Consider the following 22904-nt stretch of genomic DNA (forward strand, 5'->3'; position numbering starts at 1 on the left):
AGTTGAGTCCTCGGAGTCCGATCAAGGTCGTTCTTGCAGACGATCACACACTGTTTCGCCAGGGATTGAGGCGGATTTTTGAACTGGAAGAAGATTTTCAAATTATCGGTGAAGCGACCGATGGGAAACAGGCCATTTTGCTGGCTGCCACTTTGTCGCCGGATGTGATCCTGATGGATATCAACATGCCGGAGAAAAGCGGTGTGGAAGCGACCCGGTTGGTGAAAGAAGCGAACCCTGGAGTGAAGGTTCTTATTTTGTCCATTCATGATGACGAAGCATATATTTTTGAAGCGATTCGCGCCGGCGCCAACGGGTATCTGCTGAAGGACGTAGAGTCGGAAGTGTTGGTCGAAGCGGTTCGCCAGGTGGCCAACGGCACCGCCTTTATCCACCCGCAAGTTACCACCAAATTGCTGGACGAATTTAAACGGTTAAGCCACAAAATGGTTGAGGGGCCGGTCTTACATAACGAAACGGCGGCGGCTTTGGAACAAGATTCCTGGCAGGAGCTGCTGACGCAACGGGAGATGGAAATCCTTCGCCTGATGGCGGAAGGGAAGAGCAACCGGTTGATTGGGGAGACGCTCTTCATTTCGGAAAAAACGGTGAAAAATCACGTCTCCTCGATCCTGGGCAAGCTGGGTGTTGATGACCGGACACAAGCGGTCATCATGGCGGCCCGGCGCGGCTGGGTGCGGCTTTGATGAACGACTGCACAGGGGCGCGCATATATTGACACCACCAAGGAGGTGTCGATCATGCTCGCCCTTTTGATTTGGACGCTTGCTGCTTACGGCTTCGTTGTCGGCCTGTGCAAGTTGGTTCGGTATGTGTATGCACGGTCTTCGTTCGACCGAAGTCTTACCTTGGTGCTGATGGTCTGCAACGCGGAAGGTTACGTGGAAGGAATTATTCGCTTGATTGCATACAAATCCTTTATGTCGCGAAAAGAATTGCGCCTGGTGGTGGTTGACACCGGTTCACAGGACGCGACTTGCGAAATCGTTCGCCGCATGCAGGAAAAAGACGGGAGAATCGAACTGATCGAGACGAAAAACCAGTTCGACACGCAGATTGTGGCCGAGGTTTGGTCGGACACCGGGCCGGAGAATCCTTTCATCCTGTTCGATCTGCGCGGATGGCGGAATCCGCGGAAGGTCGTCCCTGGTTTGGTGTCGATTGTCGAATGAAGTCGGATCAGGTCGAAAAATAGTCCCTAGGTCCTATGTACGACTTCGTCGAACGGTGTAAAATGAGAGTCAAGGAATGAGTCAATCATCAAGGGCAAACCTGTCGAAAGGCAGGGACGCAAAGCTATGGGTCTAACGCCTTTGCAGGCTATGACCGCCAGGCTGCTGATTGTTCCGGGTGTATTGCTCAATCCCACAAAAGGTTTCCTCATTGGCCCTTTTGGAATCCCCCTACCCCACTTGTAAGAGGCCCCTCTTCCCGGAGGGGCCTCTTGGTCCTTGTAGGCACGTGATTGCATGGTTTTCCCTGCAGGAGCGGCTTGCCTATCCGAATGGGCTCCACTCGGCATTTCCCTTCTTGGAAAAATTTTTGTTGGAAAAATTTCACATACCGGTTTTTTTATCCGGCTTTCATATAGCCTTTATCAAATCTTCATATTTGGCTGGTACGGTAAAAGGAGAAAGCAAGAGAGAGGGGGCAAACAGGATGCAGAGGGTGGCCGAATGGATCCGCGGCGGGGACGTCACGACGTTTTTCTGGATGAATCATTCGTTAAGGTTTCCCTTGCTCGATCGGGTCATGCCGCTGATTACCCACCTTGGGGGAGCCGTCTGGTGCATCGGGTTCACTCTGATTTTGCTTGTCGGAGGGGGTGTGCGCTGGCAGCAGACGGGCATCCATCTGGCGCTGAGTTTGCTAATCAGTCATCTGATCGTTGCCGTTTGCAAAAAAATCTTGCCGAGGCCCAGGCCGTATCAAGTGCTGGAAGATGTCTGCACTGGCCGCAAACTGTTGCGTGATGCATCGTTTCCTTCCGGACACGCGACGGCCGCTTTTTGTATGGCGACCGTTTTATCGGTTGCGCTCCCCGCATGTATCCTTGTTTTTTACAGTTTGGCTGCGGCCGTTGCCGTTTCCCGGGTGTATCTGGGATTGCATTATCCGTCCGATGTCACGATCGGGGCCGCGTTGGGGATCGGCACCGCCTGGATGCTCGTGTAGCGCCAAATCTGCTCTTGGGGGAGAGCCGATGCCGCATATCGTATTGTTGTCCGAATCGATTGGAACGGGACATGAAAGGGCTGCGTGCGCCATTGAAGAGGCATTGTTGTCCGCGTATCCGAACGTGCACGTTACGAGACTGAATCTGCTGGATACGTTTCGCCCGCGCACGGCCAAAGTGACCCGCACCCTGTATCTGGAAACTTTGGCGCACCGACCTGGCTGGTGGGGCAAGTGGTATGAGTGGCAACGGGAAAAACGGATCAATCGTTTCGGCCGGTTCATTGTCTACACGGTATTGCGAAAAGATGTCATCGCCTGGCTGCGCCGGCTGGCACCGGATGCCGTCGTATGTACACATCCTTTGCCTGCCTGCTTGCTGGCGGAGATGAAACGAAAAGGGTTTTCCATTCCATTGTGTACCGTGTTGACCGATTTCGATCTGCACGGGTATTGGACGCATCCGGGGATTGACCTGTATTGCACGCCCGTGCAAACGGTCGCGGAAGCACTAGGGGAGCGGCTGAAAGGAAGCAGCGAAGTGCGAGTGACAGGCATCCCGATCGCAAACTCGTTTGTCGAGCGGTTATCGGGGCCGACACCTGGCCTGTTCGCACCTGCCAAACGCGTGTTGATCATGGGGGGCGGACTCGGGATCGGCTTGCTGCCGATGGTGGAACGGATTATCGAGTCGGACGGAGGCCATGAGATTACGGTGATATCCGGATATAACCGGTCGCTTCGCCGGGAGCTGCGAAATCGGCATGGCAATCGGGCCAATCTGAGGATCCTCGGTTATACGCGGCAGGTGGCGGAGCTGATGGCGACGAGCGATCTGCTTGTGACCAAACCGGGAGGTCTGACGATCGCGGAAGCGTTGGCGATGAAGCTGCCGATGGTGCTGTATACGCCGATTCCGGGGCAGGAACGGCGCAACGGGCAATTGATGTCAGAGTTGGGAGTGGCGGTGACGGTCGGGACTCCGGAAGAGGGGGCGGAACAGGTGCGCGATCTGCTAGAAAACGATTCGCGGAGACAAAACATGCGACAGCAAATGGAATCCGTCAGGCGTCCGTTTGCCGCAGCCGAGGTCGCGGAAGCGGTAATGGAGAAAGCTTTGCAGCATTCGCCGCGACACATTCCGATCCGGATGGCATCGCAACGCTGAGAGAATCCTGCATTCCCAAGATGTGGCAGAATGTCTTTGTTTCATCCTGGTAGGAGACGGCCCGCCGATGTCGAAGATGAATGAACAGCACATAACGACGGGCGGGATGAAAATGCGGATGAAAATAGGCATCGTAGGAGCTGGTTATGTCGGTCTGGTGTCGGCGGCAGTGTTTGCCGATTGGGGGCATGACGTCGTGTGCGTCGACCATGACGCGGAGAAAATCGGCCGCATCCGGGCGGGCGATCTGCCTGTATACGAGCCGGGGCTGGCGGACATGGTGGAACGCAACAGACAAGCGGGACGATTGCGGTTCACAACCGATCTGTCGCGGACAGCCGGCGAACTCGACTTGCTGATCATCGCGGTCGGCACACCTGCCGCGGATGATGGACATCCGGACCTGACCGCTCTCTGGAATGTGGTCCATTCGTTGAAACAATGTGTAAAAGGCGATCTGACGGTGGCGATCAAAAGCACCGTGCCGATTGGGACGTGCCAGGCGGTATCCCGTTTTCTGAACGGGCATCCAGGCAGCCGGTTCGATGTTGTAGCCGCCCCCGAATTTTTGCGGCAGGGGACGGCGATCGCCGATTTTCTCTCGCCGGACCGGGTGGTGATCGGCTGCCGGACGGAAGCGGCCAAGCGAAAGATGCAGCAACTGTTCGCACCGCTCGCATGCCCGCTGCTGTTTACGGACTGGCAGAGCGCCGAGATGATCAAATATGCGGCCAACGCGTTTTTGGCGATGAAAATTTCGTATATCAACACGATCGCCAATCTGTGCGAGCAAGTGGGGGCCGATATTCAGCAGGTGGCGCTCGGGATCGGGCTCGACCGCCGGATTGGTCCTGCCTATCTGCAGCCGGGCATCGGCTTTGGCGGCTCCTGCCTGCCGAAGGATACGCAAGCGATCGTGGCGCTTGGGAAGGATTACGGTGTCGATGTGTCGCTATTTCGCGAGGTGCTTCGCGTCAACCGGGAACAGCGCGGACGAATCGTGCAAAAATTGGCGGATCGGCTGGGGGGTGTGCAGGGCAAAACAATCGCCGTGCTGGGATTGGCGTTCAAGGCGAATACAAACGATGTGAGGGAAGCTCCCGCTTTGGACATCATCACCCGGATCGTGCAGGCGGGCGGGGAAGTGGTTGCATATGATCCGGCGGTCAATATGGAATCCTTAAAAAATGATTTTTGCTTTACGCCCGCGGCAGATGCGTATCAGGCGGTAACCGGGGCGGATGCAGTTGTCATCCTGACCGAGTGGGAGGAATTCCACGGGCTCGACCTGCAACAGATCAGAAGTCTGATGCGCCATCCGCTGGTGATTGACGGCCGAAATTTGTATGCTCCGCACATGATGAAACAGCACGGGTTTCACTACGTTCCGGTTGGCGTCCCGGAACAAGAAGTGGCGGAAGCAGCGGCGACAACGGTGTGAGGGGGCTAGCCACCCCTTTCTGCCTTATTACAAGTGAACCGGCTTTCCCGTGTGCCCCTTTTTCAAAATGGGTCCTGATCACCCCCGCTCTGTGCAGGGGCGTGAAGTGTGGTGTGTGATTACACCGGCAGCAAACGGGAGGCGCTTGCAACGGGCGGATGCGGATCCGGCGTATCAAGCGCTTTTTTTATTTCTTCAATGCGTTGACGGGTATGTTCGTACCCGCATTCCATGCAGTGGAACAGTTTGGAAAAATCGAACAAGCCGATCGAGCGCACATCCGGCCGCAGCACGATGTCCGCCTGCCGGGTGGCGGAAGCCGATCTGGCAGCCAGGTTGATGTGGATGACACGGGTCAGGATCGATTGGAGAGAGTCAAACGGTCGATTGACCGGGTCGGCAAACACCAGATCAACCGCAATCACCTTTTCCGCTCCCAGCGCCCGCACGGCGGACACCGGACAATTGTCCAACAGGCCGCCGTCAATGTACACCCTGTCTTTGTAAAAAACGGGCCGAAACGCGACAGGAATCGAAAGGCTCGCCTGAACGGCGTCGGCGACCGGAATCTCGTGAATCAGATCGACACCGTCGTGCGGCCTCGCCAACGGCCGCGAGACAAAGAGCACCTGTTTGGCCCGCGTTAAATCGGTGGCTGTGATGGAGACCGGCATTTTCAAGTCGGTCATCCGGGCCTGCCGGGTCTTGTCTGCAATCAGCCGGTGAATCCGTTCCCCCTTGATCAGGCCCAGCAGCTTGGTGCGAGGCCAAAGCAAGCGCAGGAGAATCGTTTTGTAATCATAATCGAGAAACCGCTTGTTGATGGAAGGAACCATATCGATCAGCTGCGACGGAGAATAGCCCCATCCGTACAATGCGGCGACGATCGCCCCGCAACTGCTGCCTGCGATGCAGTCGATCTGGATGCCCGCTTCTGCCAACGCATGCAAAACGCCGATGTGTGCGCTGCCCGTGATGCCGCCACCGCTCAGCGCAAGCCCCACTTTTGCCATGGCCGACTACCTTTCCGCTTCCCTGATTTTGTCTTACTGATCGGGCATAGTATCTGCCGCCGACCGCCTGACGATTCTTGTCGCCCAGTTGTTTCCGGCCATTTTCATGGTTTTGCAGCGAATATCTTTTCGGTTGCGGACATAAGTGTGTTGTAGGGCGGTCTTCATAATTTGTTTACATCGCTGACACATTGTGTTTACAGACCGCCTGTACACTAAACTTGTCCAACAAATCACAACAACAAAGCAAAAACCAAATCATGCCGCACAGAGCGGGGGGATGACAGGTGAGCAATTGGAAACGGAAGGCAAGCAGGGCGTTGCAGATCGGACTTGTCGGATGCGTGATGGTCGGAGTGACCGCGTGCGGTACAACGGCGACCCCGAAGCAAACCGATGCAGATCCGGCACAGGGCGGCAAACCGCTGGCGTTGGCCGACATTGAAAAACTGGCCAAACAGGAAGGGGCGGTCGTCAGCGTCGGAATGCCGGATTCCTGGGCCAACTGGAAGGACACATGGAAAGATCTGGAGCAAAAATACGGTCTGAAGCATACGGACACCGACATGTCGAGCGCCGAGGAAATCGCCAAATTCGAAGCGGAGAAGAACCGTCCGACCGCCGATATCGGCGACGTCGGGATCGCCTTCGGGCCGGTGGCGGTCGCAAAAGGCGTGACGCAGCCGTACAAGACGTCGTATTGGGACGAGATTCCGAAATGGGCGAAAGACGAGCAGGGGCATTGGGTGGTCGGCTATCAGGGCACCATCGCATTTTTGACCAATAAAAAGCTGGTCAGCCATCCACCGACAAGTTGGAATGATTTGCTGAAAGGCGATTACAAGGTGGCGATTGGGGATGTCACGAAAGCGGCTCAGGCGCAGATGGCCGTGCTGGCAGCTGCGATCGCGCATGGCGGGGACGAGAAGAACATCCAGCCGGGCATCGATTTCTTCGCGCAACTGGCGAAACAGGGCCGTTTGTCGCTGGCCGACGTGAAGGTGGCGAATTTTGAAAAAGGGGAAATCGCCGTCGGGCTGCTGTGGGACTTCAACGCGTTGGGCTACCGCGAGCAAATCGACCCCACCCGGTTTGAAGTGACGATTCCGGCGGAAGGCAGCGTCGTCAGCGGCTATGCGACGATCATCAACAAGTACGCTCCGCATCCGCATGCGGCGATGCTCGCCCGGGAATACATCCTGAGCGATGCGGGGCAGATCAACCTGGCGAAGGGGTATGCCCGGCCGATTCGCGACAGTGTGAAGCTGCCGGAGGAAGTCGCCAAAAAACTGGTGCCGAAGGAGCAGTACAAGAATGCGAAGCCGATCCAGGACTATACCGCCTGGGAAGCGACCGCCAAAAAATTGCCGCAGCTGTGGCAAGAACAAGTTTTGGTGAATGTGAAGTAGTGTGGTAGGAATGGCAGACAAAGTAATCCTGGTGGTCGTGGATGGTTTGCAGTACGAGGCTGCGTGTTCACAGATGGGCTATCTCAATCACCTGGTAGAGGTCAACTGGGCGGCTCGGTTTCTCGTCAAGTCGGAGCTGCCCAGCCTCTCCCGGCCGCTCTACGAGGTGTTGCTGACCGGGACGCCCAGTTCCGTCAACGGAATAACTTCCAATCAGGCGGTGCGGTTGTCGGCACAAAAAAGCTTGTTTCATCTGGCAAAAGAGAACGGGTTGCGAAACGCGGCAGCCGCTTACTATTGGGTGAGCGAATTGTATAACCGTTGCCCGTTTGATCCGTTGCTTGACCGTTGGCAAGAAGACGAACGAAACGCCATTCAATACGGGAGTTTCTATTTTGAGGATGCGTATCCCGATTCCCATTTGCTGCTCGATGCGGAAGTGCTTCGCCGCAAGTATGATCCGCATTTTTTGTACATCCATCCGATGGGGGTGGATCACGCCGGGCATCAGTTCGGTTCGGACAGCAAGCAGTACCGGGAAAAAGTGATCACGATGGACAGCATCCTGGCCAATTTTCTGCCGATCTGGATGGAAGACGGGTATCAAATCCTGATCACGTCCGACCACGGGATGAATCCGGACGGGCTGCACGGAGGCACCGGCAAAGACGAGCGGGATGTGCCGCTCTATTGTATCGGTTCCGCGTTCGTCCCAGGTATCTATCACGACGTCATCCCCCAGTTGGCGATCGCGCCGCTCGTTTGCAAGCTGCTCGGCATCGCTCCGGCGGAAGCGATGATTTCCTGTACCCTTCCGGCGTTGAAACAGCGCCAAGCCGATCATCTGTGAGGAGGGATGGGGGGTGAAGTCGATCAGGCGGAACCGGTTGTTGCTGCTGTTTTTGCTGCCGTTCGCTTTGCTCGTTTTGGGATTTGAGCTGCTGCCCCTGGTCGGCATGACGGTGGACAGCCTGCACGATGGGGACACGGGGCAATGGTCATGGGTCCAGTATGCGACGGCGCTTGGTAGCAAATTTTATCTGCAGGCATTGCAAAACAGCGTGCTCATTTCCTTTTGTTCCAGTTTGGTTGGCATTCTGGTGGCGATTGTGGCCGCCTATTCAATCACCCGGCTGTCGCCGGGGACGCGAGACATCATACTGATGCTGTCGAACATGACATCCAATTTCGCCGGGGTTCCGCTGGCGTTTGCCTATATGATCCTGCTCGGCAACAACGGTATTTTTACACTTCTGCTGCACAAATGGGGCTGGGATGTGTTCGCCTCTTTCAATCTTTACAGTTGGATCGGGCTCACGCTGGTCTACGTCTACTTCCAAATTCCGCTGGCGATCTTGCTGTTGTATCCGGCTTATTATGGCATCCAGCGGCAATGGAAGGAAGCGGCCTTGCTGCTTGGCGCTTCGCCCCTCCGGTTTTGGCTCCATATCGGGATTCCGGTGATATTGCCGGGGGTTGTCGGCACGTTCAGCATTTTGTTTGCGAATGCGATGGGCGCATATGCCACCGCCTACGCGTTGGTGGGAAGCAATTACAACCTGCTGGCGGTTCGCATCGGGGCGCTGGTGTCGGGCGATGTGGTAAGCCAGCCACAATTGGCCAGTGCGCTTGCGGTGATTCTGGCAGTGACGATGGTCGGCGCGATGTGGATCAATGAACGGATGATGCGGCGGGTCAGGAGGGATTTGCAGTGAGATCAGGCAAATGGTTCCATGTTTCGGTCGTTTTTCTGGTGCTCGTCTATCTGTTTGTCCCGTTGCTCGCCACCTTTCTGTATTCGATCGCGACTGACTGGTACCGGACGATCCTGCCGGAAGGGTTCACGCTCGCCTGGTATCGCGACCTGTTGCTCGATCCCCGGTTTGTTGACGCGGCAGGGCGGACGATATTTGTCTGCACGGCCGCGATTTTGATCAGTGTGGCCGTGATGGTGCCGACAATTTTTCTGGTCACCGTCTACTTTCCAAAATGGGAGCGTCTGTTGCAGGCGTTGACGATGTTGCCGTATGCAGTGCCGGGCGTGGTGGCGGCGGTGGCTCTGATCCGCATGTACTCGGACGGGCCGCTGGTGTTGGCGGGCACCGTTTGGCTGCTGATCGGCGCTTATTTTGTCAGCATCCTGCCGTTCATGTACCAGGGGATTCGCAACAGCCTGCGGACCATCGATGCCATCCGGCTGACGGATGCGGCGGAACTGCTGGGCGCCAGCAAATGGCAGGCGTTCCGCCTCGTCGTGCTGCCGAATATTTTGCCCGGCGTGATTGTATCGATTCTGTTATCGTTCTCGATGCTGTTCGGGGAGTTTGTGCTGGCCAATCTGCTGATCGGCGGACACTATGAGCTGCTGCAGGTGTATCTGATGCGCCGGATGAGCGAAAGCGGCCACTTGTCCAGCGCGATCGTCGTCGCGTATTTTGTGTTGATCCTGATCATGTCCGGGATGGTGCTGAAATTCAGCAGATCGGCAAAGGGGGCCAAATTATGAGCTATGTGGAGATCCGGAACGTATCCAAACGGTTTCAGGCTACACCGGCGCTCAACGGCATCTCTCTTTCGATCGAGAAAGGGGAACTGGTGACGCTGCTCGGGCCGAGCGGCTGCGGCAAAAGCACGCTGCTTCGCTGCATCGCCGGGCTGGAACCGGTTGAAGCGGGCGGCCGGATCATCGTGGATGGGGCGGATATCACTCACCTTTCGCCCAAGCGACGGGGAATCGGCATGGTGTTTCAATCATACGCCCTGTTTCCGAATCTGACCGTCTATCAAAATATCGCGTTTGGTCTGAAGATGAAAGGCGTCGACAAACGGGAAACCGCATCGCGTGTGAAAAAAATGATGGAACTGGTCGATTTGACAGGCAAACAGGATGCGTATCCGCATCAATTGTCGGGCGGCCAGCAGCAACGGGTGGCGCTGGCCCGGTCGCTGGTGACCGAACCGAAAATTTTGCTGTTGGATGAACCGCTCAGCGCGCTGGATGCAAAAATCCGCAAGAACCTGCAGAACGAACTACGGCGCATTCAACAGGAATTGTCGATCACGACCGTATTGGTGACGCACGACCAGGAGGAAGCGCTGACCGTCTCCGACCGCATTTTCGTCATGGACCGGGGAACGGTTGTGCAATCCGGCACTCCGGAGCAAATTTATGCGCATCCGGCCAACGAATTTGTCGCCCGGTTCATCGGCCATTACAATGTGCTGACGCGGGCGCAACTGCAGCAACTGGCGGACGGGTGTGCTGGAGCGGTGGCTGCCGGGGCGCATTTTGCCATTCGCCCGGAATTGATCCAACTGCTGCCGCAGGAAACCGATCTTGCATGCGCTGAAACGGATTGGGTGGTGGCAGGAACGGTCCGTACGGTCACCGTAACAGGCAACGTGCTTCGTTACCAGGTGGAAGCGAGGGGACTCATGTTGCAGGTAGACCGTCTGAATACGCCTGACATGCTTTGGATTCAAAAAGATATGCAAGTGAAAATCCGAATTCCTGTGGATGCTTGCGTCGTTCTGCAGTGAGGTGGGAAGCGTGTCTGTTTTGTCGGAGGAACGAAAACGGGTTATTCTGGATCAGTTGGACCGCTACGGCAAGGTGAAGGTGGAGCCGCTGGCAAGGCAATTGCAGGTGTCACACGAAACGATCCGCCGCGATCTGGACAGTTTGGAACGGCTTGGCAAACTGAAACGGGTGTATGGGGGAGCGGTCAAACAATCGTATCAGACAGGCGAGCCTCCCTATCTGCAAAGGCAGAGCTTGCATCAGGCGGAAAAACAGCGGATCGGCAAACTGGCGGCTGAACTGCTGCGGGACGGCGAAACGGTGGTGATCGACACGGGCACGACCACGTTGGAGTTGGCTCGTTCGATCCGGGGCAGAAAGCGGTTGACCGTATTGACCAATTCGTTGCCGGTGGCCAGTTTGTTGACCGATTCTTTGAATCAGGGGCTGTTCACCGGCAAAATCATCCTGCTGGGAGGGGAACTGAACCCCGAGCAGCAGTCGATCAGCGGCCCGTTATGCGAAAAAATGCTGCAAACTTTCCACATCGATAAGGCGTTCATCTCGGTGGGCGGCGTTTCTCTCGACTCCGGTATCAGCGATTATGACATTCAGGAAGCGACGGTCTCGCGAGTGATGATATCGGTATCGAAGGAGTCGATCGTGTTGGCCGACCAGTCAAAAATCGGCGTGCAAGCGTTTTGCAGAATCGCTTCGCTGGAGGAAATCGACGTGATTGTATCGGACGTGGAGATGCCCGCCTCGTGGAAGGCCGAACTGGGGGCGACTGGAATTACATGGATGACGGCAAAGGAGAGGGAGACGGTATGAACGTGGATTATCATGTGCACCTGGAAGAGGGGCCGTATTCGATCCGCTGGTGGAACCGGACGGCGGAAGCGCTGCTGGCGTTTGCCAGTTGGCGGGAGGACAAGCATTCGCGGGATTGGATCGGCAAATTATCGTCGGCGATGGCCAGGCGGGTGGAAGCGGGCGCCTTTTCACCGGAATGGCTGGACCTCTATCGGGTGCGGGCGAAACAGCAGGGTTTGCGAGAGGTCGGGATCGTCGACCATCTATACCGGTTTCGCGAGTACAAGCCGTATTATGAACGGCATATTCATCTCGGGAATGACGATTTGGGGCGGCTGCAGCGGCGCTGGCTGGATCAGGTGTGCGTCGCTTCGGTCGCCGACTTTTGCGATTTTCTAGAGCAGCAGAAGGAAAGATGGGCGGCCGACGGCATCCGTCTGCGGGTGGGTGTGGAGGCTGACTATTTCGCCGGCGGGGAGACGGAACTGGCCGGGATTTTGCGCCAGCATGCCTGGGACCATGTGATCGGATCGGTCCATTTTGTCGACGGGTGGGGATTTGACAATCCGGACACGCGGGAACGGTTTCAGCGGGAGAATCTGCTCGATCTGTACGATCATTTTTTTCAGTTGATGGAACGCGCAGTCGCATCCGGGTTGTTTGATATCCTGGCACATCCGGACAACATCAAGGTGTTTGGCTATCGGCCCGACGAGACAGCGCTGATTCCTTTTTACAGGCGGATTGCGCAGGCGTTGAAACGGCATGATGTTGCAACAGAGATCAACACCGGGCTCTACTACCGCTACCCGGTGCGAGAAATGTGCCCCAGTCCCGGCTTTCTGCAGGTCCTGGCGGAGTATGAGGTGCCGGTCACAACCTCCTCGGACGCCCATTTTCCAGATCATGTGGGCCATCACCTGCCGCAGGCGAGACAGCAACTGAAAGCGGCCGGCTACAAAACGATCGCAACGTTCGAACGCCGGGTGCGCAAGGAAGTGGAGCTGTAAATCCCCCATCTTTACACTCTCTTAACATTCCCCACACAAAGCGTTTACATTGGGACAGTACAATGAAAACGAACTTAAGTTAAACCTGAAGGGGGATTTAACTCGTGTTTCATCCGATGTCGAAAAAAGCGTTCAGCCTGGCGATGGTCGCAACATTGAGCCTGGGGGTCTTGGCCGGTTGCGGATCTGCCGGCACACAGAAAGAAACTCAACCGGGCGGCGGTGCGGCTCCCGCAAATGATCAACTGTCCGGCACCGTGACAGCTTCTGGTTCGACCGCGCTGCAGCCGCTGGTGCAGCAAGCGGCGAAAGAATTCATGGAAAAACATCCGAACGTCCAAATCCAGGTATCCGGCGGCGGATCGGGCACCGGTCTGAAAAACGTGGCGGAGGGCACGTCCGACATCGGCAACTCCGACGTGAAAGCGGGCGACGAGTTTAAAGATAAAAACCTGAAAGAACACATTGTGGCGATCGCTCCGTTCGCGTTGATCGTCAACAAGGACGTCAATGTGGACAACCTGACGAAGCAGCAGGCGGCCGATATTCTGACCGGCAAGATCACCAACTGGAAAGAGGTCGGCGGCAAAGACCAGAAGATCGTCGTCGTCACCCGGCCGGACAGCTCCGGTTCGCGCAAGCTGGTGAAGCAAATCGTGCTCGACGGCAAAGACATCACCAAAGATGCGGTCGTGCAGGAGTCGAGCGGCGCGATGGTAACGGCCGTCAGCACCACCGCGGGCGCGATCGGCTATGTAGACACCGCGTACGTGAAGGACGGCGTGAAAGCCCTCAAGTTCGACGGTGTCGAGTACAGCAAGGAGAACATCAAAAACGGCAAATACAAACTGTACGGTGAAGAGCGCATGTACACGAAAGGCGAGCCGAAAGGCGCGGTCAAAGCGTTTCTCGATTATATCCTGAGCGACGAGTTCCAGAACAAGCGCGTGGAAGAACTGAAATTCCTTCCCGCCAGCCTGTTGAAGCAATAACGCTGTTGCGGAGAAGTAGGCGGATCGACCAGGGACGGTATTTCTACCGTCCTGATGTCGTTTTCGCACACCGGAAAAAAGGGGGGCATTCCATTGGCTTCACTGGGGGCCGTGCAACGTGTGAAACAGTCTGAGCAATCGGCTGCCGAAAATTGGTCGAAGGCGCAGCGCCAGACAGATCGGGTCATGCGCTGGCTTTTTGCCGGCAGCGCGGTGCTTGTGTCAGCCGTGATTTTTTCGATCATGCTGTTTGTCGGGATTCAGGGGATGCAAACGTTTCAGGGCGTGTCGCCGCTGACGTTCTTTTTCTCGACCGATTGGGCGCCTGCAGACGGAAGGTTTGGCGCGTTTCCGTTTCTTTTCAGCACGTTTGCCCTGACATTGCTTGCGATCGCCCTGTCTGTGCCGGTTGCCGTGTCGGGTGCGGTGTTTATGGCCAAAATCGCCCCGAAATGGATGCGGGAAATCCTGCGGCCGGCGACCGACCTGTTCGTCGGAATTCCCTCGGTCGTCTACGGGCTGATCGGGCTGACGGTGTTGGTTCCGTACCTGGCCAAACTGACGGGTGAGACCGGGTATGGATTGCTGCCGGCGGCTGTCATCTTGGCGATCATGATTTTGCCGACGATCCTGTCGATTTCGGAGGACGCCATCCGGTCGCTGCCGAGAAGCCTGGAAGAAGCGTCACTGGCGCTCGGCGCCACCCGTTGGCAGACGATCTGGCGAGTCTTGCTGCCGGCGGCCCGTCCGGGCATCCTGACCGGTGTGATTCTCGGCATGGGCCGGGCGATCGGCGAAACAATGGCGGTGTTTATGGTGATCGGGAATGCGCCGCAAATGCCGAAATCGCTGCTCGATTCGACAACCGTCCTGACGACGGCGATCGTCAAGGATATGCCGAACACGTTTTACGGCACAACCTGGAATCATGCGCTTTATTTGATGGCGCTTCTTTTGCTGTTGATCTCGATGTTTCTGATTCTGGTCATCCGGGTCGTTGCGCGAAGGAGGGAACTGAAATGAGCCGCAGGCTGGCGGACCGGCTGGCAACCGCTTATTTTTGGGCGACCGGCGTTTTGATCGTGTTGATACTCGCATGGTTTTTGCTACGTATTCTGAGCGACGGGCTGCCGCACCTGTCCTGGAAGTTTATCACCGGCAAGCCGGAGGAAATTCTTGCGGGCGGCGGCGTCGGACCGCAATTGTTCAATTCGTTCTATATCCTGTTTTTATCGCTCTTGTTCTCCCTGCCGATCGGCATGGGGGCCGGCATTTATCTGGCGGAGTTCGCGAAACGCAACCGGTTTACCGAGTTGATTCGCTTGTCGGTGGAGTCGCTGTCCTCGGTTCCTTCCATCGTCTTCGGTTTGTTTGGTTTGCTGGTGTTCGTCACGCTGCTCGGGTTTAAGTTTTCGATCCTGGCCGGTTCTTTGACGCTGGCGTTGATGAATCTGCCGGTGCTGGTCCGGGTGACGGAAGAGTCGCTGCGGGCGCTTCCCGGTTCGTATCGGGAAGCGTCGCTCGCTCTCGGTTCGACAAAATGGCAGGCGATCCGCAAAGTGATCCTGCCGGCGGCGCTGCCCAATCTGATCACCGGCCTGACGCTGGTGGCCGGCCGGGCATTGGGCGAATCGGCGCTCCTGATCTACACGTCCGGGCTGTCGGTGTCGCGCTTTTATCCGGACTTCAATCCGTTGGCCGCCGGGGAAACGCTGTCCGTTCACCTGTGGTATGTGCAATCGGCGGCGATCGTGCCCGACGCCAAACAAATCGCGCAGGGCAGCGCGGCGCTCTTGATCATCGTGGTGTTGCTGTTTAACCTGCTGGTAGCCATTCCAAGCCGTTTGCTGCAGAAACGACTCTCGGGGGGATCCTAATGAACGCGGCAGCAGAGAAAATTCGCGTCGAAAAATTGAACCTGTTCTACGGGCAAAACCAGGCCCTGTTTGACATCGATTTCACTGTCAAAAGCAACTCGGTGACCGCATTGATCGGGCCGTCCGGCTGTGGCAAATCCACTTTTTTGCGGACGCTGAACCGGATGAACGACCTGATCGACGGCGTGAAAATCAGCGGCCGCGTGTTTGTCGACGGCGAGAATGTGTACGCCCCGGAGACAGATATCGTCTCGCTTCGCAAGCGGGTCGGCATGGTGTTTCAGCGGCCGAACCCGTTTCCGATGAGCATCTATGACAACATCGCGTACGGGCCGCGGATTCACGGAATTAAGAAAAAATCGCTGCTCGACGAGATCGTCGAACAAAGCCTGATGCAAGCGGCACTCTGGGACGAAGTGAAAGACCGGCTGCACAAGTCGGCGCTCGGCTTGTCTGGCGGACAGCAGCAGCGGCTGTGCATCGCCCGGCTGCTGGCTGTTGAGCCGGAAGTGCTGCTGATGGATGAACCGACGTCCGCGCTCGACCCGATCTCGACACTGAAAGTGGAAGAGCTGACGCAGACACTGAAAGAACATTATACGATCATCATCGTCACCCACAATATGCAACAGGCGGCGCGAATTTCCGATGTGACGGCGTTTTTCCTGAACGGATACCTGATTGAAGCAGGTGAGACGGATCAAATTTTCACAGCGCCGGCCGATCAGCGCACGGAGGACTACATCACCGGCCGCTTCGGGTGACCGATCAACCGATTGCAAACAAGGAGTGAACCGCTCTGATGGATACACGTTCGAATTTTCACCAATCGCTGGATGAATTGCAGGCCGATCTGTTGAAGATGGGCACGCTGGTAGAAGAAGCGATCTACCAGGCGGTCAAATCGCTGGCAAAAATGGATGTGAAGCTGGCCCAGTCGACGATCGACCAGGACGACCGGATCGACCGCATGATGCTGTTGGTCGAGGAGCGCTGCCTGCGGCTGATCGCCCTGCAGCAGCCGATGGCAAGCGACCTGCGGACGATCGGCATGGCGATGAAAATCGTCACCGACCTGGAACGGATCGCGGACCACGCCGTCGATATCGCGAAAACCACCATCCGCCTGTCGGGCGAACAACTGGTCAAGCCGCTGGTCGACATCCCGCGCATGGCCGATATGGCGAAGGAGATGCTGCGCGATGCGCTCAATTCGTTTATCGGGCGGGATGTGGCGCTGGCGGAAGGGTTGGCCGCCAAAGATGATCAGGTAGACCAGCTGTATGCGGCGATTTTTCAGGAGATTCTCGGCCTGATGGGCAGCGACCTGGCGACCAACCGGCAGCTGACCCACCTGTTGATGGTCGCCCGCTATCTGGAACGGGTGGCCGACCATGCAACCAATATCGGAGAATGGGTCATTTATATGCTGACGGGCCGACGGCAGGACCTGAATCTGTAGCGGTTCACTTGCACCCCCGTGGGTAGGAATCGAAATCTTAACAAAAACTTTACAAAAAGCGTCTTGCGAAATCCATTATAATAACAATGGTTCGACATCATTTCACGATTCCCACGGGGGGTACTATTTGTGTTCAAAAAGCAAAACCAGTTTTTTGACATGTTGGTGCAAGTGACGGAGAACATCTCGGCTGCCGCGGCCGCTTTTCAAAAAGGGCTGGAATCCTACCATTCCGGCGAGCAGTTGTACGCAGTGATCAAACCGTTTGAAGACAACGGCGATGAGTTGACCCACCAGATCATCCGGGCGTTGAACGCCGCCTACATGACACCGATCGACCGGGAAGACATTCTGGCGCTCGCCACAACGCTGGATGATATTCTGGATGGTCTGGAAGCTGCTTCCAACCGGTTCGATATGTTTCACATCGAGGCGGTCGACAGCTTCATGCTCGATTTTGCGGCCAATATCGTGGAATGTTCCGTGCAGTTGGAGCAGGCCATGAAAGCGTTGAATAAAAAGAAAATGCTGGAGATCCGCCAATACACGGTGCGGTTGAACGAGTTGGAAAACGTCGGGGACAAGCTGATGCGGGACTCCGTCAAATCGCTGTTCGCCCGCACGACAGACCCCGTGGAAATTATCCGGCTCAAAGAAGTGTACGAGATGCTTGAAGGAGTGTCCGACAGTTGCGAGGACGTGGCGGACATCCTGGAATCGATCGTCATGACAAACGCGTAAGGAGGATTTTGTCATGACGCTGATCATCCTGATTGTGATACTGGCACTTGTATTTGATTTTATCAACGGGTTTCACGATACGGCCAACGCGATCGCCACATCCGTCTCGACAAAGGCTTTGCCACCCCGCATTGCGGTAATTTACGCGGCCGTGTTGAACTTTGTCGGAGCGCTTTTCTTCACCGGCGTGGCGAAATCGATCGGCGGCAAAATCGCCGATCCGTCGAAAATCGCAAACGGCGTGGAAATCGTGATCGCTACCCTGATCGCGGCGATCGCCTGGAACCTGATTACCTGGTACTATGGGATTCCTTCTTCTTCCTCGCACGCGCTGATCGGCTCCCTGACCGGAGCGGTGCTTGCGGGGGCCGGTTTGCACGGCGTGAACTGGGGAGGATTTTCGTCGATTTTGCAAGCTCTCGTGTTGTCGCCGATCCTGGCTTTTGCAGTCGGCTTTGTCATCATGAACGTTTTAAAGTTGATCGTGCAAAATCTGTCCCCGCACCGGATTAACAAATGGTTTCGGGTGCTACAGATTTTTGCCGCAGGCATGCAGTCGTTCTCGCATGGCGGCAACGACGCCCAGAAAGCGATGGGGATCATCGTGTTTGCCCTGGTCGCGGGCGGATTCCAGTCGACGCTGGATGTTCCGCTTTGGGTAAAAATCTTGGCGGCGCTGGCGATGGGACTCGGCACATCGGTCGGCGGCTGGCGGATTATCAAGACGGTCGGCTCGAAGATTATCCGTATGGAGCCGGTCAACGGATTTGCGGCTGACCTGACATCGTCCATCGTGATTCAAGGCGCGACCGCTTTGACGCTGCCGGTTTCGACCACGCACGTCGTATCCTCGGCGGTGATGGGTACGGGTGCGGCGAAACAATTCCGCGCGGTGAAATGGGAAGTGGCCGGGCGCATCGTTCTCACCTGGCTGATCACGATTCCGATTTGCGCCGTGCTGGCGGGCGTTTGTTACAAATTGATCGACATTTTCATGTAAGGGCGAAAACCTCTCATTCTGGAGGTGGAGCGGATGCCCCAGCGCGTCCTGGTGGTGGATGACGAACAATCGATCCAAAAATTGGTTGAGTACAATCTGCGGCAGGCAGGCTACGAGGTGTCGACGGCTGACAATGGCATGCAAGCCCTCGAACTGATCCGCGCCGACCGGCCGGATTTGGTGATTCTCGACCTGATGCTGCCGGGCCTCGGCGGAATGGAAGTATGCCAGCAGCTGCGCAAAGACGGAATTTCCATCCCGATCATCATGCTGACTGCAAGGGATGACGAAGTTGACCGGATTCTCGGGCTGGAGATGGGGGCGGACGATTATGTGACCAAACCGTTTTCGCCGCGGGAACTGGTGGCCCGGGTGAAAGCGGTGCTGCGCCGCTCCGCCGACGAGCCGGGCGGAGGCGACGGGATCATCCACTGCGGCGAGATCACGATCGATGCGAACAAGTATGAGGTAAGGCTGCGCGGCGAGCGCATCGATCTGACGCCCCGCGAATTTGAACTGCTGCATTATTTGGCGAAAAATATGGACCGTGTGCTGAGCCGCGATCATTTGCTGGATAAAGTGTGGGGATACGAATTTGTCGGCGATACCCGCATTGTGGACGTGCATATCTCGCACCTGCGGGAAAAGCTCGAGAAAGAACCGAAAAACCCGGAATACATCAAGACGGTGCGCGGCGTCGGGTATAAGCTGGTAGCGGGAGAGGCGTGACGTGAAAGGAATTCGCGGACGGATCACCTGGACCAATCTGATCTTGATCGTTGTCACCCTGCTGATTTCCGGTGTGTTCACGCTGCGCTTCATTGAGACCGTCTATATGGAAAATTTGCGCAAAGCGTTGGTGGACGAAGCCAGACTGACGGCAAGCTGGGTGTCACCTTACATGGTGGCACCTGACGCGTATTTGCGGCAGATCGGCGAAGTGGCCGGGAGAGCGAACGTTGTCACCGGCAAACGCATCACGTTGTACGAGCCCGGTGGCCGTCCGGTTTACGATACTGCGCTGCAACCGGCCGGGACGGAAAGGGGCACCCCGGAAGTCGAGCAAGCGTTGCGCGGCCAGGAGGGAAGCGATGTCCGGCTCGACCCTGGGAAAGGGACGAATGTCCTGTTTGTGGCGATCCCGATCACTGCCGGGCCGAATCTTCTTGGCGCTGTGCGGATCGGCATCCCTCTGTCCGGTGTCTACCGGGAACTGGGCAGTGCGTTGGGATCGTTTGGCGTTTCGCTGTTGGTAGTGGCGATTTTGTCATCGCTCGTCGGAATGTATTTTGCCTCCGGGATCGCACGGCCGATCGAAGAGATTACGCGGGTCACGCGGCGGATTGCCGATGGGGCTTTTGACGAACGGGTGCGCCATTGGAGCCGGGATGAGCTGGGGGTGCTCGGCGAGTCGGTCAACCTGATGGCCAGCCGCCTGGCGGAGCAGATTGAAGATTTGACGCAGGAGAAAAGCAAGCTGGAAGCGATTATCGCCAGCATGGAATCGGGTGTGATGGTGGTCGACCGGGCGGGCCGGATCCGGGTGGTCAACCGGGCGACGGAAAATCTGCTGCGCCACCCCGGCCGCCAACTGCTCGGTCAATGGCACTGGGAAGTCGGCCGCTCTTACGGCCTGTCGTCGATGATCGATGAGGTACTGCTAACTGGCGAGCCGCGCCGCAAGGAAATCGTCCTGATGGCGCCGGCCGAAACCAATGTGGAGGTGTACGCCGCCCCAATCAAAGGGAAAAATGAGTCGATCACCGGCGCGGTGGTGGTGCTGCACGATGTGTCAAAATGGCGACGAGTGGAACAGATGCGCACCGAGTTTGTGGCCAACGTCTCGCACGAATTGCGGACGCCGATCACTGCGGTCAAAGGCTTTGCCGAGACGTTGCTCGACGGGGCGCTCGAGGATCCCGAGCTGCGGCGCCAGTTTATCAAAATCATCTACGAAGAGTCGGACCGGCTGAGCCGGTTGGTCAACGATCTGCTCGAACTGTCGAAGATTGAGTCGGGGCACGCGGTCTTGCAATTTGAACGATGCGACATCACCGATCTCGTGCGGACGACCGTCGATAAGCTGGTTCTGCAAGCGAAGCAGCACGGATTGACGCTGCAGGCGCATCTGCCGGAACAGCCGGTGTTTGCGGAAGTGGCGCGGGATCGTGTGTCGCAAGTGCTGATCAACTTGATCGGCAACGCCATTTCCTACACGCCGGAAGGCGGCCGGATCGACGTGGATCTGGAAGAAGGACGGGAGTGGATTACAGTTCGCGTGAGAGATACGGGAATCGGTATTCCGAAAGAGGACCTGCCTCGTCTATTTGAGCGATTTTACCGGGTGGACAAAGCGCGCGCCCGCCGTTCCGGCGGCACCGGGCTGGGGCTTGCGATCGTCAAGCATATCGTCGAGGCGCACGGCGGGACCGTGCATGTGGAGAGTGAGCTTGGCGCAGGCAGCACATTCTCATTCGCGCTGCCAAAGCGGCAGGGGGATGAGGAGGCAGGTTTGTGATTGCCGGCACTTCAATCAAAGCCCCGGATCGTTTGAGCAGTCAATCCGGGGTTTTTATAGTTCCTCACAATGTTCTTCGATGATCGATACAATTTGTGAGAAACTGTACACACGATTCACAACATCGACCGTAAAATCTTCTGCTAATCTCGGTTCCATGACAAACTCATACCCGTTATAATTTAGAAACTGGAGCAACGCGAGGAACGCGGTTCGCTTGTTGGCATTGTGAAATGGATGGTTCTGGGCCAACGATTCAAACAATGCAGTTGCTTTCTCGAAAATTGTTTTATATGCATCTTCACCAAAAATGGATTGTTTTGGCCGATTGATCGCTGAGTCAAGCAGTGCAGGGGATTTCACGCTTTTTTGTTCGCCGGGGGAAGTGTTTTCGATTACATAGATGTTGATTGCGACAACCTCTTGCCAGGTCAAGTAGACAACCATTATCGATTTTTAAGACCTTCGATGGTTTCGCGATATTTCTTCATGTTTTTGTCGAGGGTCGCAAAAAACTCGGGGTTGAATCCTTCCGGCACTTCCACACGCGGTTTCATCTTGCGGATCACAATTTCACCCGCTTCCGGCCGTACTACCACGTCCACTTCATCGCCTAATCCCAACCCGATTTGTTTCAAAGCATCCGTCAAGGACACTCCCAAGCTGCTGCCGAAACGGGTTACTTTACGATTCATTGTCATTGCTCCATTCATCTGTATTTTTCTTCTATCCTCCCCTATACGGTAATGTTGTTATACGTATTATAATCATTATATTATACTGAAAGCAAGGAGGGAAGTGAAAAATTTCTGACGATAGAAAATGGGTGATTGCCCTCCGATTTGCTATAATAGGCTACAAATGGAATTTGCGAAGGAGGTCCCTTTTGATGGCGAAAATTGCGATCGTCACCGACAGCACTGCCTACCTGCCGGATGATTACATAGAGAAGAACCGAATCACGGTGGTTCCATTGTCGGTCAATTTTGGAACGGAAACCAGGCGGGAGGGCATCGATATCAAAACGCGTGAATTTTATGACATGCTGCCGCGGTTGAAAGAACTGCCCACCACCTCGCAGCCTGCCGTCGGGGAGTTCGTGCAGGCGTTCGAGTCGCTCGTCAAGACGTACGATACGGTCATCGGCATGTTCCTCTCTTCCGGTTTGTCAGGCACGTACAATGCGGCCAAGACTGCCGCCGAGATGGTCGGCGGGGATATCACTGTGATCGACTCGAAGATCACCAGTTATCCGCTGGCACGGATGGTGATGGAAGCGGTCGACATGCGGGATGCGGGGAAGAGCAAGGAGGAGATCGTGTCCCGCGTGCAGCAGATCGTCGACAACGTGAAAGGCTATTTTGTCGTCGATTCGCTCGAACATCTGCACAAGGGCGGCCGCATCTCCGGTGTCTCCGCACTGGTCGGTTCCCTGCTGCAGATCAAGCCGGTTTTGTACGTAACGGAGGAAGGCAAGCTCGACCTGTTGGACAAAGTTCGCACCAAGCGGAAGGCGCTCGACCGGTTGGTCAGCCTGCTCCGGGAGGACAAGCAGGCCCAGCCGGATCTCCCGATCCGGCTGGCGGTTGTCTACACGCAGGATGAACAGGCGGCGAGAGAGTTCCAGGACCGGATTCGCCAGGAATTCCCCGATGTCGAACCGGATTTGAGCGAGCTGGGCCCGGTGATCGGGACACACGTCGGCCCGGGCATGCTGGCGATTTGCTATTATTTGGGATGAAGC

General features: G+C 56.3%; 25 protein-coding genes and 1 riboswitch. Of the genes, 22 read left to right on the forward strand and 3 right to left on the reverse strand.

Annotated features, from left to right (window positions below):
- Positions 1-2: 2 nt before the first annotated feature.
- From C230_RS0111315 to C230_RS0111335, 5 genes are all read left to right on the forward strand, one after another.
- Positions 3-707 carry a response regulator gene (locus C230_RS0111315; protein ID WP_018132150.1) on the forward strand — a complete coding sequence of 235 codons (705 nt, stop codon included), beginning with the start codon at positions 3-5 and terminating at the stop codon, positions 705-707.
- A gap of 54 nt (positions 708-761) precedes the next feature.
- Positions 762-1193 carry a glycosyltransferase gene (locus tag C230_RS0111320; protein ID WP_018132151.1) on the forward strand — a complete coding sequence of 144 codons (432 nt, stop codon included), beginning with the start codon at positions 762-764 and terminating at the stop codon, positions 1191-1193.
- Between the two features lie 83 nt (positions 1194-1276).
- Positions 1277-1363, forward strand: a riboswitch (cyclic di-GMP riboswitch).
- A gap of 317 nt (positions 1364-1680) precedes the next feature.
- Positions 1681-2196: a phosphatase PAP2 family protein gene (locus tag C230_RS0111325; protein ID WP_026174279.1), complete on the forward strand. Its 516-nt coding sequence runs from the start codon at positions 1681-1683 to the stop codon at positions 2194-2196.
- A gap of 28 nt (positions 2197-2224) precedes the next feature.
- On the forward strand, positions 2225-3364 hold the full coding sequence (locus tag C230_RS0111330) for an MGDG synthase family glycosyltransferase (RefSeq protein ID WP_018132153.1): 1140 nt from the start codon (positions 2225-2227) through the stop codon (positions 3362-3364).
- 67 nt (positions 3365-3431) lie between these two features.
- On the forward strand, positions 3432-4805 hold the full coding sequence (locus tag C230_RS0111335) for a UDP-glucose dehydrogenase family protein (protein WP_018132154.1): 1374 nt from the start codon (positions 3432-3434) through the stop codon (positions 4803-4805).
- A 119-nt stretch (positions 4806-4924) separates the two neighbouring features.
- On the opposite strand, the gene C230_RS20190 is transcribed toward C230_RS0111335, so the two are convergent.
- Complete coding sequence (locus C230_RS20190) at positions 4925-5818, reverse strand: patatin-like phospholipase family protein (protein ID WP_018132155.1); 894 nt, start codon at positions 5816-5818, stop codon at positions 4925-4927.
- Between the two features lie 287 nt (positions 5819-6105).
- Between C230_RS20190 and C230_RS0111345 the strand changes: the two genes are divergently transcribed.
- The 16 genes from C230_RS0111345 (at position 6106) to pnpS (ending at position 21160) form a co-directional block, all read left to right on the forward strand.
- A complete protein-coding gene (locus C230_RS0111345; protein ID WP_018132156.1) occupies positions 6106-7227 on the forward strand; it encodes an ABC transporter substrate-binding protein in 1122 nt (373 codons plus the stop codon).
- A 10-nt stretch (positions 7228-7237) separates the two neighbouring features.
- Positions 7238-8077 (forward strand): alkaline phosphatase family protein, encoded by an 840-nt coding sequence (locus C230_RS0111350; RefSeq protein ID WP_018132157.1) that lies wholly within the window; start codon positions 7238-7240, stop codon positions 8075-8077.
- Between the two features lie 13 nt (positions 8078-8090).
- Positions 8091-8942 carry an ABC transporter permease gene (locus tag C230_RS0111355; protein ID WP_018132158.1) on the forward strand — a complete coding sequence of 284 codons (852 nt, stop codon included), beginning with the start codon at positions 8091-8093 and terminating at the stop codon, positions 8940-8942.
- Complete coding sequence (locus C230_RS0111360) at positions 8939-9733, forward strand: ABC transporter permease (RefSeq protein WP_018132159.1); 795 nt, start codon at positions 8939-8941, stop codon at positions 9731-9733. The genes C230_RS0111355 and C230_RS0111360 overlap by 4 nt, the downstream gene beginning before the upstream one ends.
- The gene (locus C230_RS0111365) at positions 9730-10767 is read left to right on the forward strand and encodes an ABC transporter ATP-binding protein (protein WP_018132160.1); all 1038 of its coding nucleotides are present in this window, start codon (positions 9730-9732) and stop codon (positions 10765-10767) included. Before C230_RS0111360 ends, C230_RS0111365 begins: the two co-directional genes overlap by 4 nt.
- Before the next feature lie 10 nt (positions 10768-10777).
- Positions 10778-11578 (forward strand): DeoR/GlpR family DNA-binding transcription regulator, encoded by an 801-nt coding sequence (locus C230_RS0111370; RefSeq protein WP_018132161.1) that lies wholly within the window; start codon positions 10778-10780, stop codon positions 11576-11578.
- Positions 11575-12570, forward strand: a complete 996-nt coding sequence (locus C230_RS0111375) for a histidinol phosphate phosphatase domain-containing protein (RefSeq protein ID WP_018132162.1) — start codon at positions 11575-11577, stop codon at positions 12568-12570. The genes C230_RS0111370 and C230_RS0111375 overlap by 4 nt, the downstream gene beginning before the upstream one ends.
- A gap of 104 nt (positions 12571-12674) precedes the next feature.
- Positions 12675-13562: a phosphate ABC transporter substrate-binding protein gene (locus tag C230_RS0111380; RefSeq protein WP_018132163.1), complete on the forward strand. Its 888-nt coding sequence runs from the start codon at positions 12675-12677 to the stop codon at positions 13560-13562.
- A gap of 186 nt (positions 13563-13748) precedes the next feature.
- A complete protein-coding gene (pstC, locus tag C230_RS0111385) occupies positions 13749-14585 on the forward strand; it encodes a phosphate ABC transporter permease subunit PstC (protein ID WP_407635579.1) in 837 nt (278 codons plus the stop codon).
- Positions 14582-15439 carry a phosphate ABC transporter permease PstA gene (gene pstA / locus C230_RS0111390; protein WP_018132165.1) on the forward strand — a complete coding sequence of 286 codons (858 nt, stop codon included), beginning with the start codon at positions 14582-14584 and terminating at the stop codon, positions 15437-15439. Before pstC ends, pstA begins: the two co-directional genes overlap by 4 nt.
- Complete coding sequence (pstB, locus tag C230_RS0111395; protein ID WP_018132166.1) at positions 15439-16203, forward strand: phosphate ABC transporter ATP-binding protein PstB; 765 nt, start codon at positions 15439-15441, stop codon at positions 16201-16203. Before pstA ends, pstB begins: the two co-directional genes overlap by 1 nt.
- A 38-nt stretch (positions 16204-16241) precedes the next feature.
- Entirely contained in the window at positions 16242-16901 is a 660-nt protein-coding gene (gene phoU / locus C230_RS0111400; protein ID WP_018132167.1) for a phosphate signaling complex protein PhoU, read from the forward strand.
- Between the two features lie 129 nt (positions 16902-17030).
- The gene (locus C230_RS0111405) at positions 17031-17642 is read left to right on the forward strand and encodes a DUF47 domain-containing protein (protein WP_018132168.1); all 612 of its coding nucleotides are present in this window, start codon (positions 17031-17033) and stop codon (positions 17640-17642) included.
- 13 nt (positions 17643-17655) lie between these two features.
- Entirely contained in the window at positions 17656-18642 is a 987-nt protein-coding gene (locus C230_RS0111410; RefSeq protein ID WP_018132169.1) for an inorganic phosphate transporter, read from the forward strand.
- A gap of 33 nt (positions 18643-18675) precedes the next feature.
- The gene (locus C230_RS0111415) at positions 18676-19371 is read left to right on the forward strand and encodes a response regulator transcription factor (RefSeq protein ID WP_018132170.1); all 696 of its coding nucleotides are present in this window, start codon (positions 18676-18678) and stop codon (positions 19369-19371) included.
- Between the two features lies 1 nt (position 19372).
- Positions 19373-21160 (forward strand): two-component system histidine kinase PnpS, encoded by a 1788-nt coding sequence (pnpS, locus tag C230_RS0111420; RefSeq protein ID WP_018132171.1) that lies wholly within the window; start codon positions 19373-19375, stop codon positions 21158-21160.
- Between the two features lie 54 nt (positions 21161-21214).
- On the opposite strand, the gene C230_RS0111425 is transcribed toward pnpS, so the two are convergent.
- The gene (locus tag C230_RS0111425) at positions 21215-21607 is read right to left on the reverse strand and encodes a type II toxin-antitoxin system death-on-curing family toxin (RefSeq protein ID WP_018132172.1); all 393 of its coding nucleotides are present in this window, start codon (positions 21605-21607) and stop codon (positions 21215-21217) included.
- Positions 21607-21873 (reverse strand): AbrB/MazE/SpoVT family DNA-binding domain-containing protein, encoded by a 267-nt coding sequence (locus C230_RS0111430; protein ID WP_026174284.1) that lies wholly within the window; start codon positions 21871-21873, stop codon positions 21607-21609. Before C230_RS0111430 ends, C230_RS0111425 begins: the two co-directional genes overlap by 1 nt.
- A 176-nt stretch (positions 21874-22049) precedes the next feature.
- Here C230_RS0111430 and C230_RS0111435 point away from each other — a divergent pair, with 176 nt between their 5' ends.
- Positions 22050-22901: a DegV family protein gene (locus C230_RS0111435; protein WP_018132174.1), complete on the forward strand. Its 852-nt coding sequence runs from the start codon at positions 22050-22052 to the stop codon at positions 22899-22901.
- Positions 22902-22904 lie beyond the last annotated feature (3 nt).

This window comes from Effusibacillus pohliae DSM 22757, assembly GCF_000376225.1.
Taxonomy (GTDB): domain Bacteria; phylum Bacillota; class Bacilli; order Tumebacillales; family Effusibacillaceae; genus Effusibacillus; species Effusibacillus pohliae.

Coding starts and splice junctions, on each gene's coding strand:
- C230_RS0111350 (WP_018132157.1), top strand. CDS start 7,238: ATGGCAGACAAAGTAATCCTGGTGGTCGTGGATGGTTTGCAGTACGAG.
- C230_RS0111415 (WP_018132170.1), top strand. CDS start 18,676: ATGCCCCAGCGCGTCCTGGTGGTGGATGACGAACAATCGATCCAAAAA.
- C230_RS0111425 (WP_018132172.1), bottom strand. CDS start 21,607: ATGGTTGTCTACTTGACCTGGCAAGAGGTTGTCGCAATCAACATCTAT.
- pstB (WP_018132166.1), top strand. CDS start 15,439: ATGAACGCGGCAGCAGAGAAAATTCGCGTCGAAAAATTGAACCTGTTC.
- C230_RS0111430 (WP_026174284.1), bottom strand. CDS start 21,873: ATGAATGGAGCAATGACAATGAATCGTAAAGTAACCCGTTTCGGCAGC.
- C230_RS0111410 (WP_018132169.1), top strand. CDS start 17,656: ATGACGCTGATCATCCTGATTGTGATACTGGCACTTGTATTTGATTTT.
- C230_RS0111365 (WP_018132160.1), top strand. CDS start 9,730: ATGAGCTATGTGGAGATCCGGAACGTATCCAAACGGTTTCAGGCTACA.
- C230_RS0111330 (WP_018132153.1), top strand. CDS start 2,225: ATGCCGCATATCGTATTGTTGTCCGAATCGATTGGAACGGGACATGAA.
- C230_RS0111375 (WP_018132162.1), top strand. CDS start 11,575: ATGAACGTGGATTATCATGTGCACCTGGAAGAGGGGCCGTATTCGATC.
- pstA (WP_018132165.1), top strand. CDS start 14,582: ATGAGCCGCAGGCTGGCGGACCGGCTGGCAACCGCTTATTTTTGGGCG.
- C230_RS0111335 (WP_018132154.1), top strand. CDS start 3,432: ATGTCGAAGATGAATGAACAGCACATAACGACGGGCGGGATGAAAATG.
- pstC (WP_407635579.1), top strand. CDS start 13,749: ATGCGCTGGCTTTTTGCCGGCAGCGCGGTGCTTGTGTCAGCCGTGATT.
- phoU (WP_018132167.1), top strand. CDS start 16,242: ATGGATACACGTTCGAATTTTCACCAATCGCTGGATGAATTGCAGGCC.
- C230_RS20190 (WP_018132155.1), bottom strand. CDS start 5,818: ATGGCAAAAGTGGGGCTTGCGCTGAGCGGTGGCGGCATCACGGGCAGC.
- C230_RS0111325 (WP_026174279.1), top strand. CDS start 1,681: ATGCAGAGGGTGGCCGAATGGATCCGCGGCGGGGACGTCACGACGTTT.
- C230_RS0111320 (WP_018132151.1), top strand. CDS start 762: ATGCTCGCCCTTTTGATTTGGACGCTTGCTGCTTACGGCTTCGTTGTC.
- C230_RS0111435 (WP_018132174.1), top strand. CDS start 22,050: ATGGCGAAAATTGCGATCGTCACCGACAGCACTGCCTACCTGCCGGAT.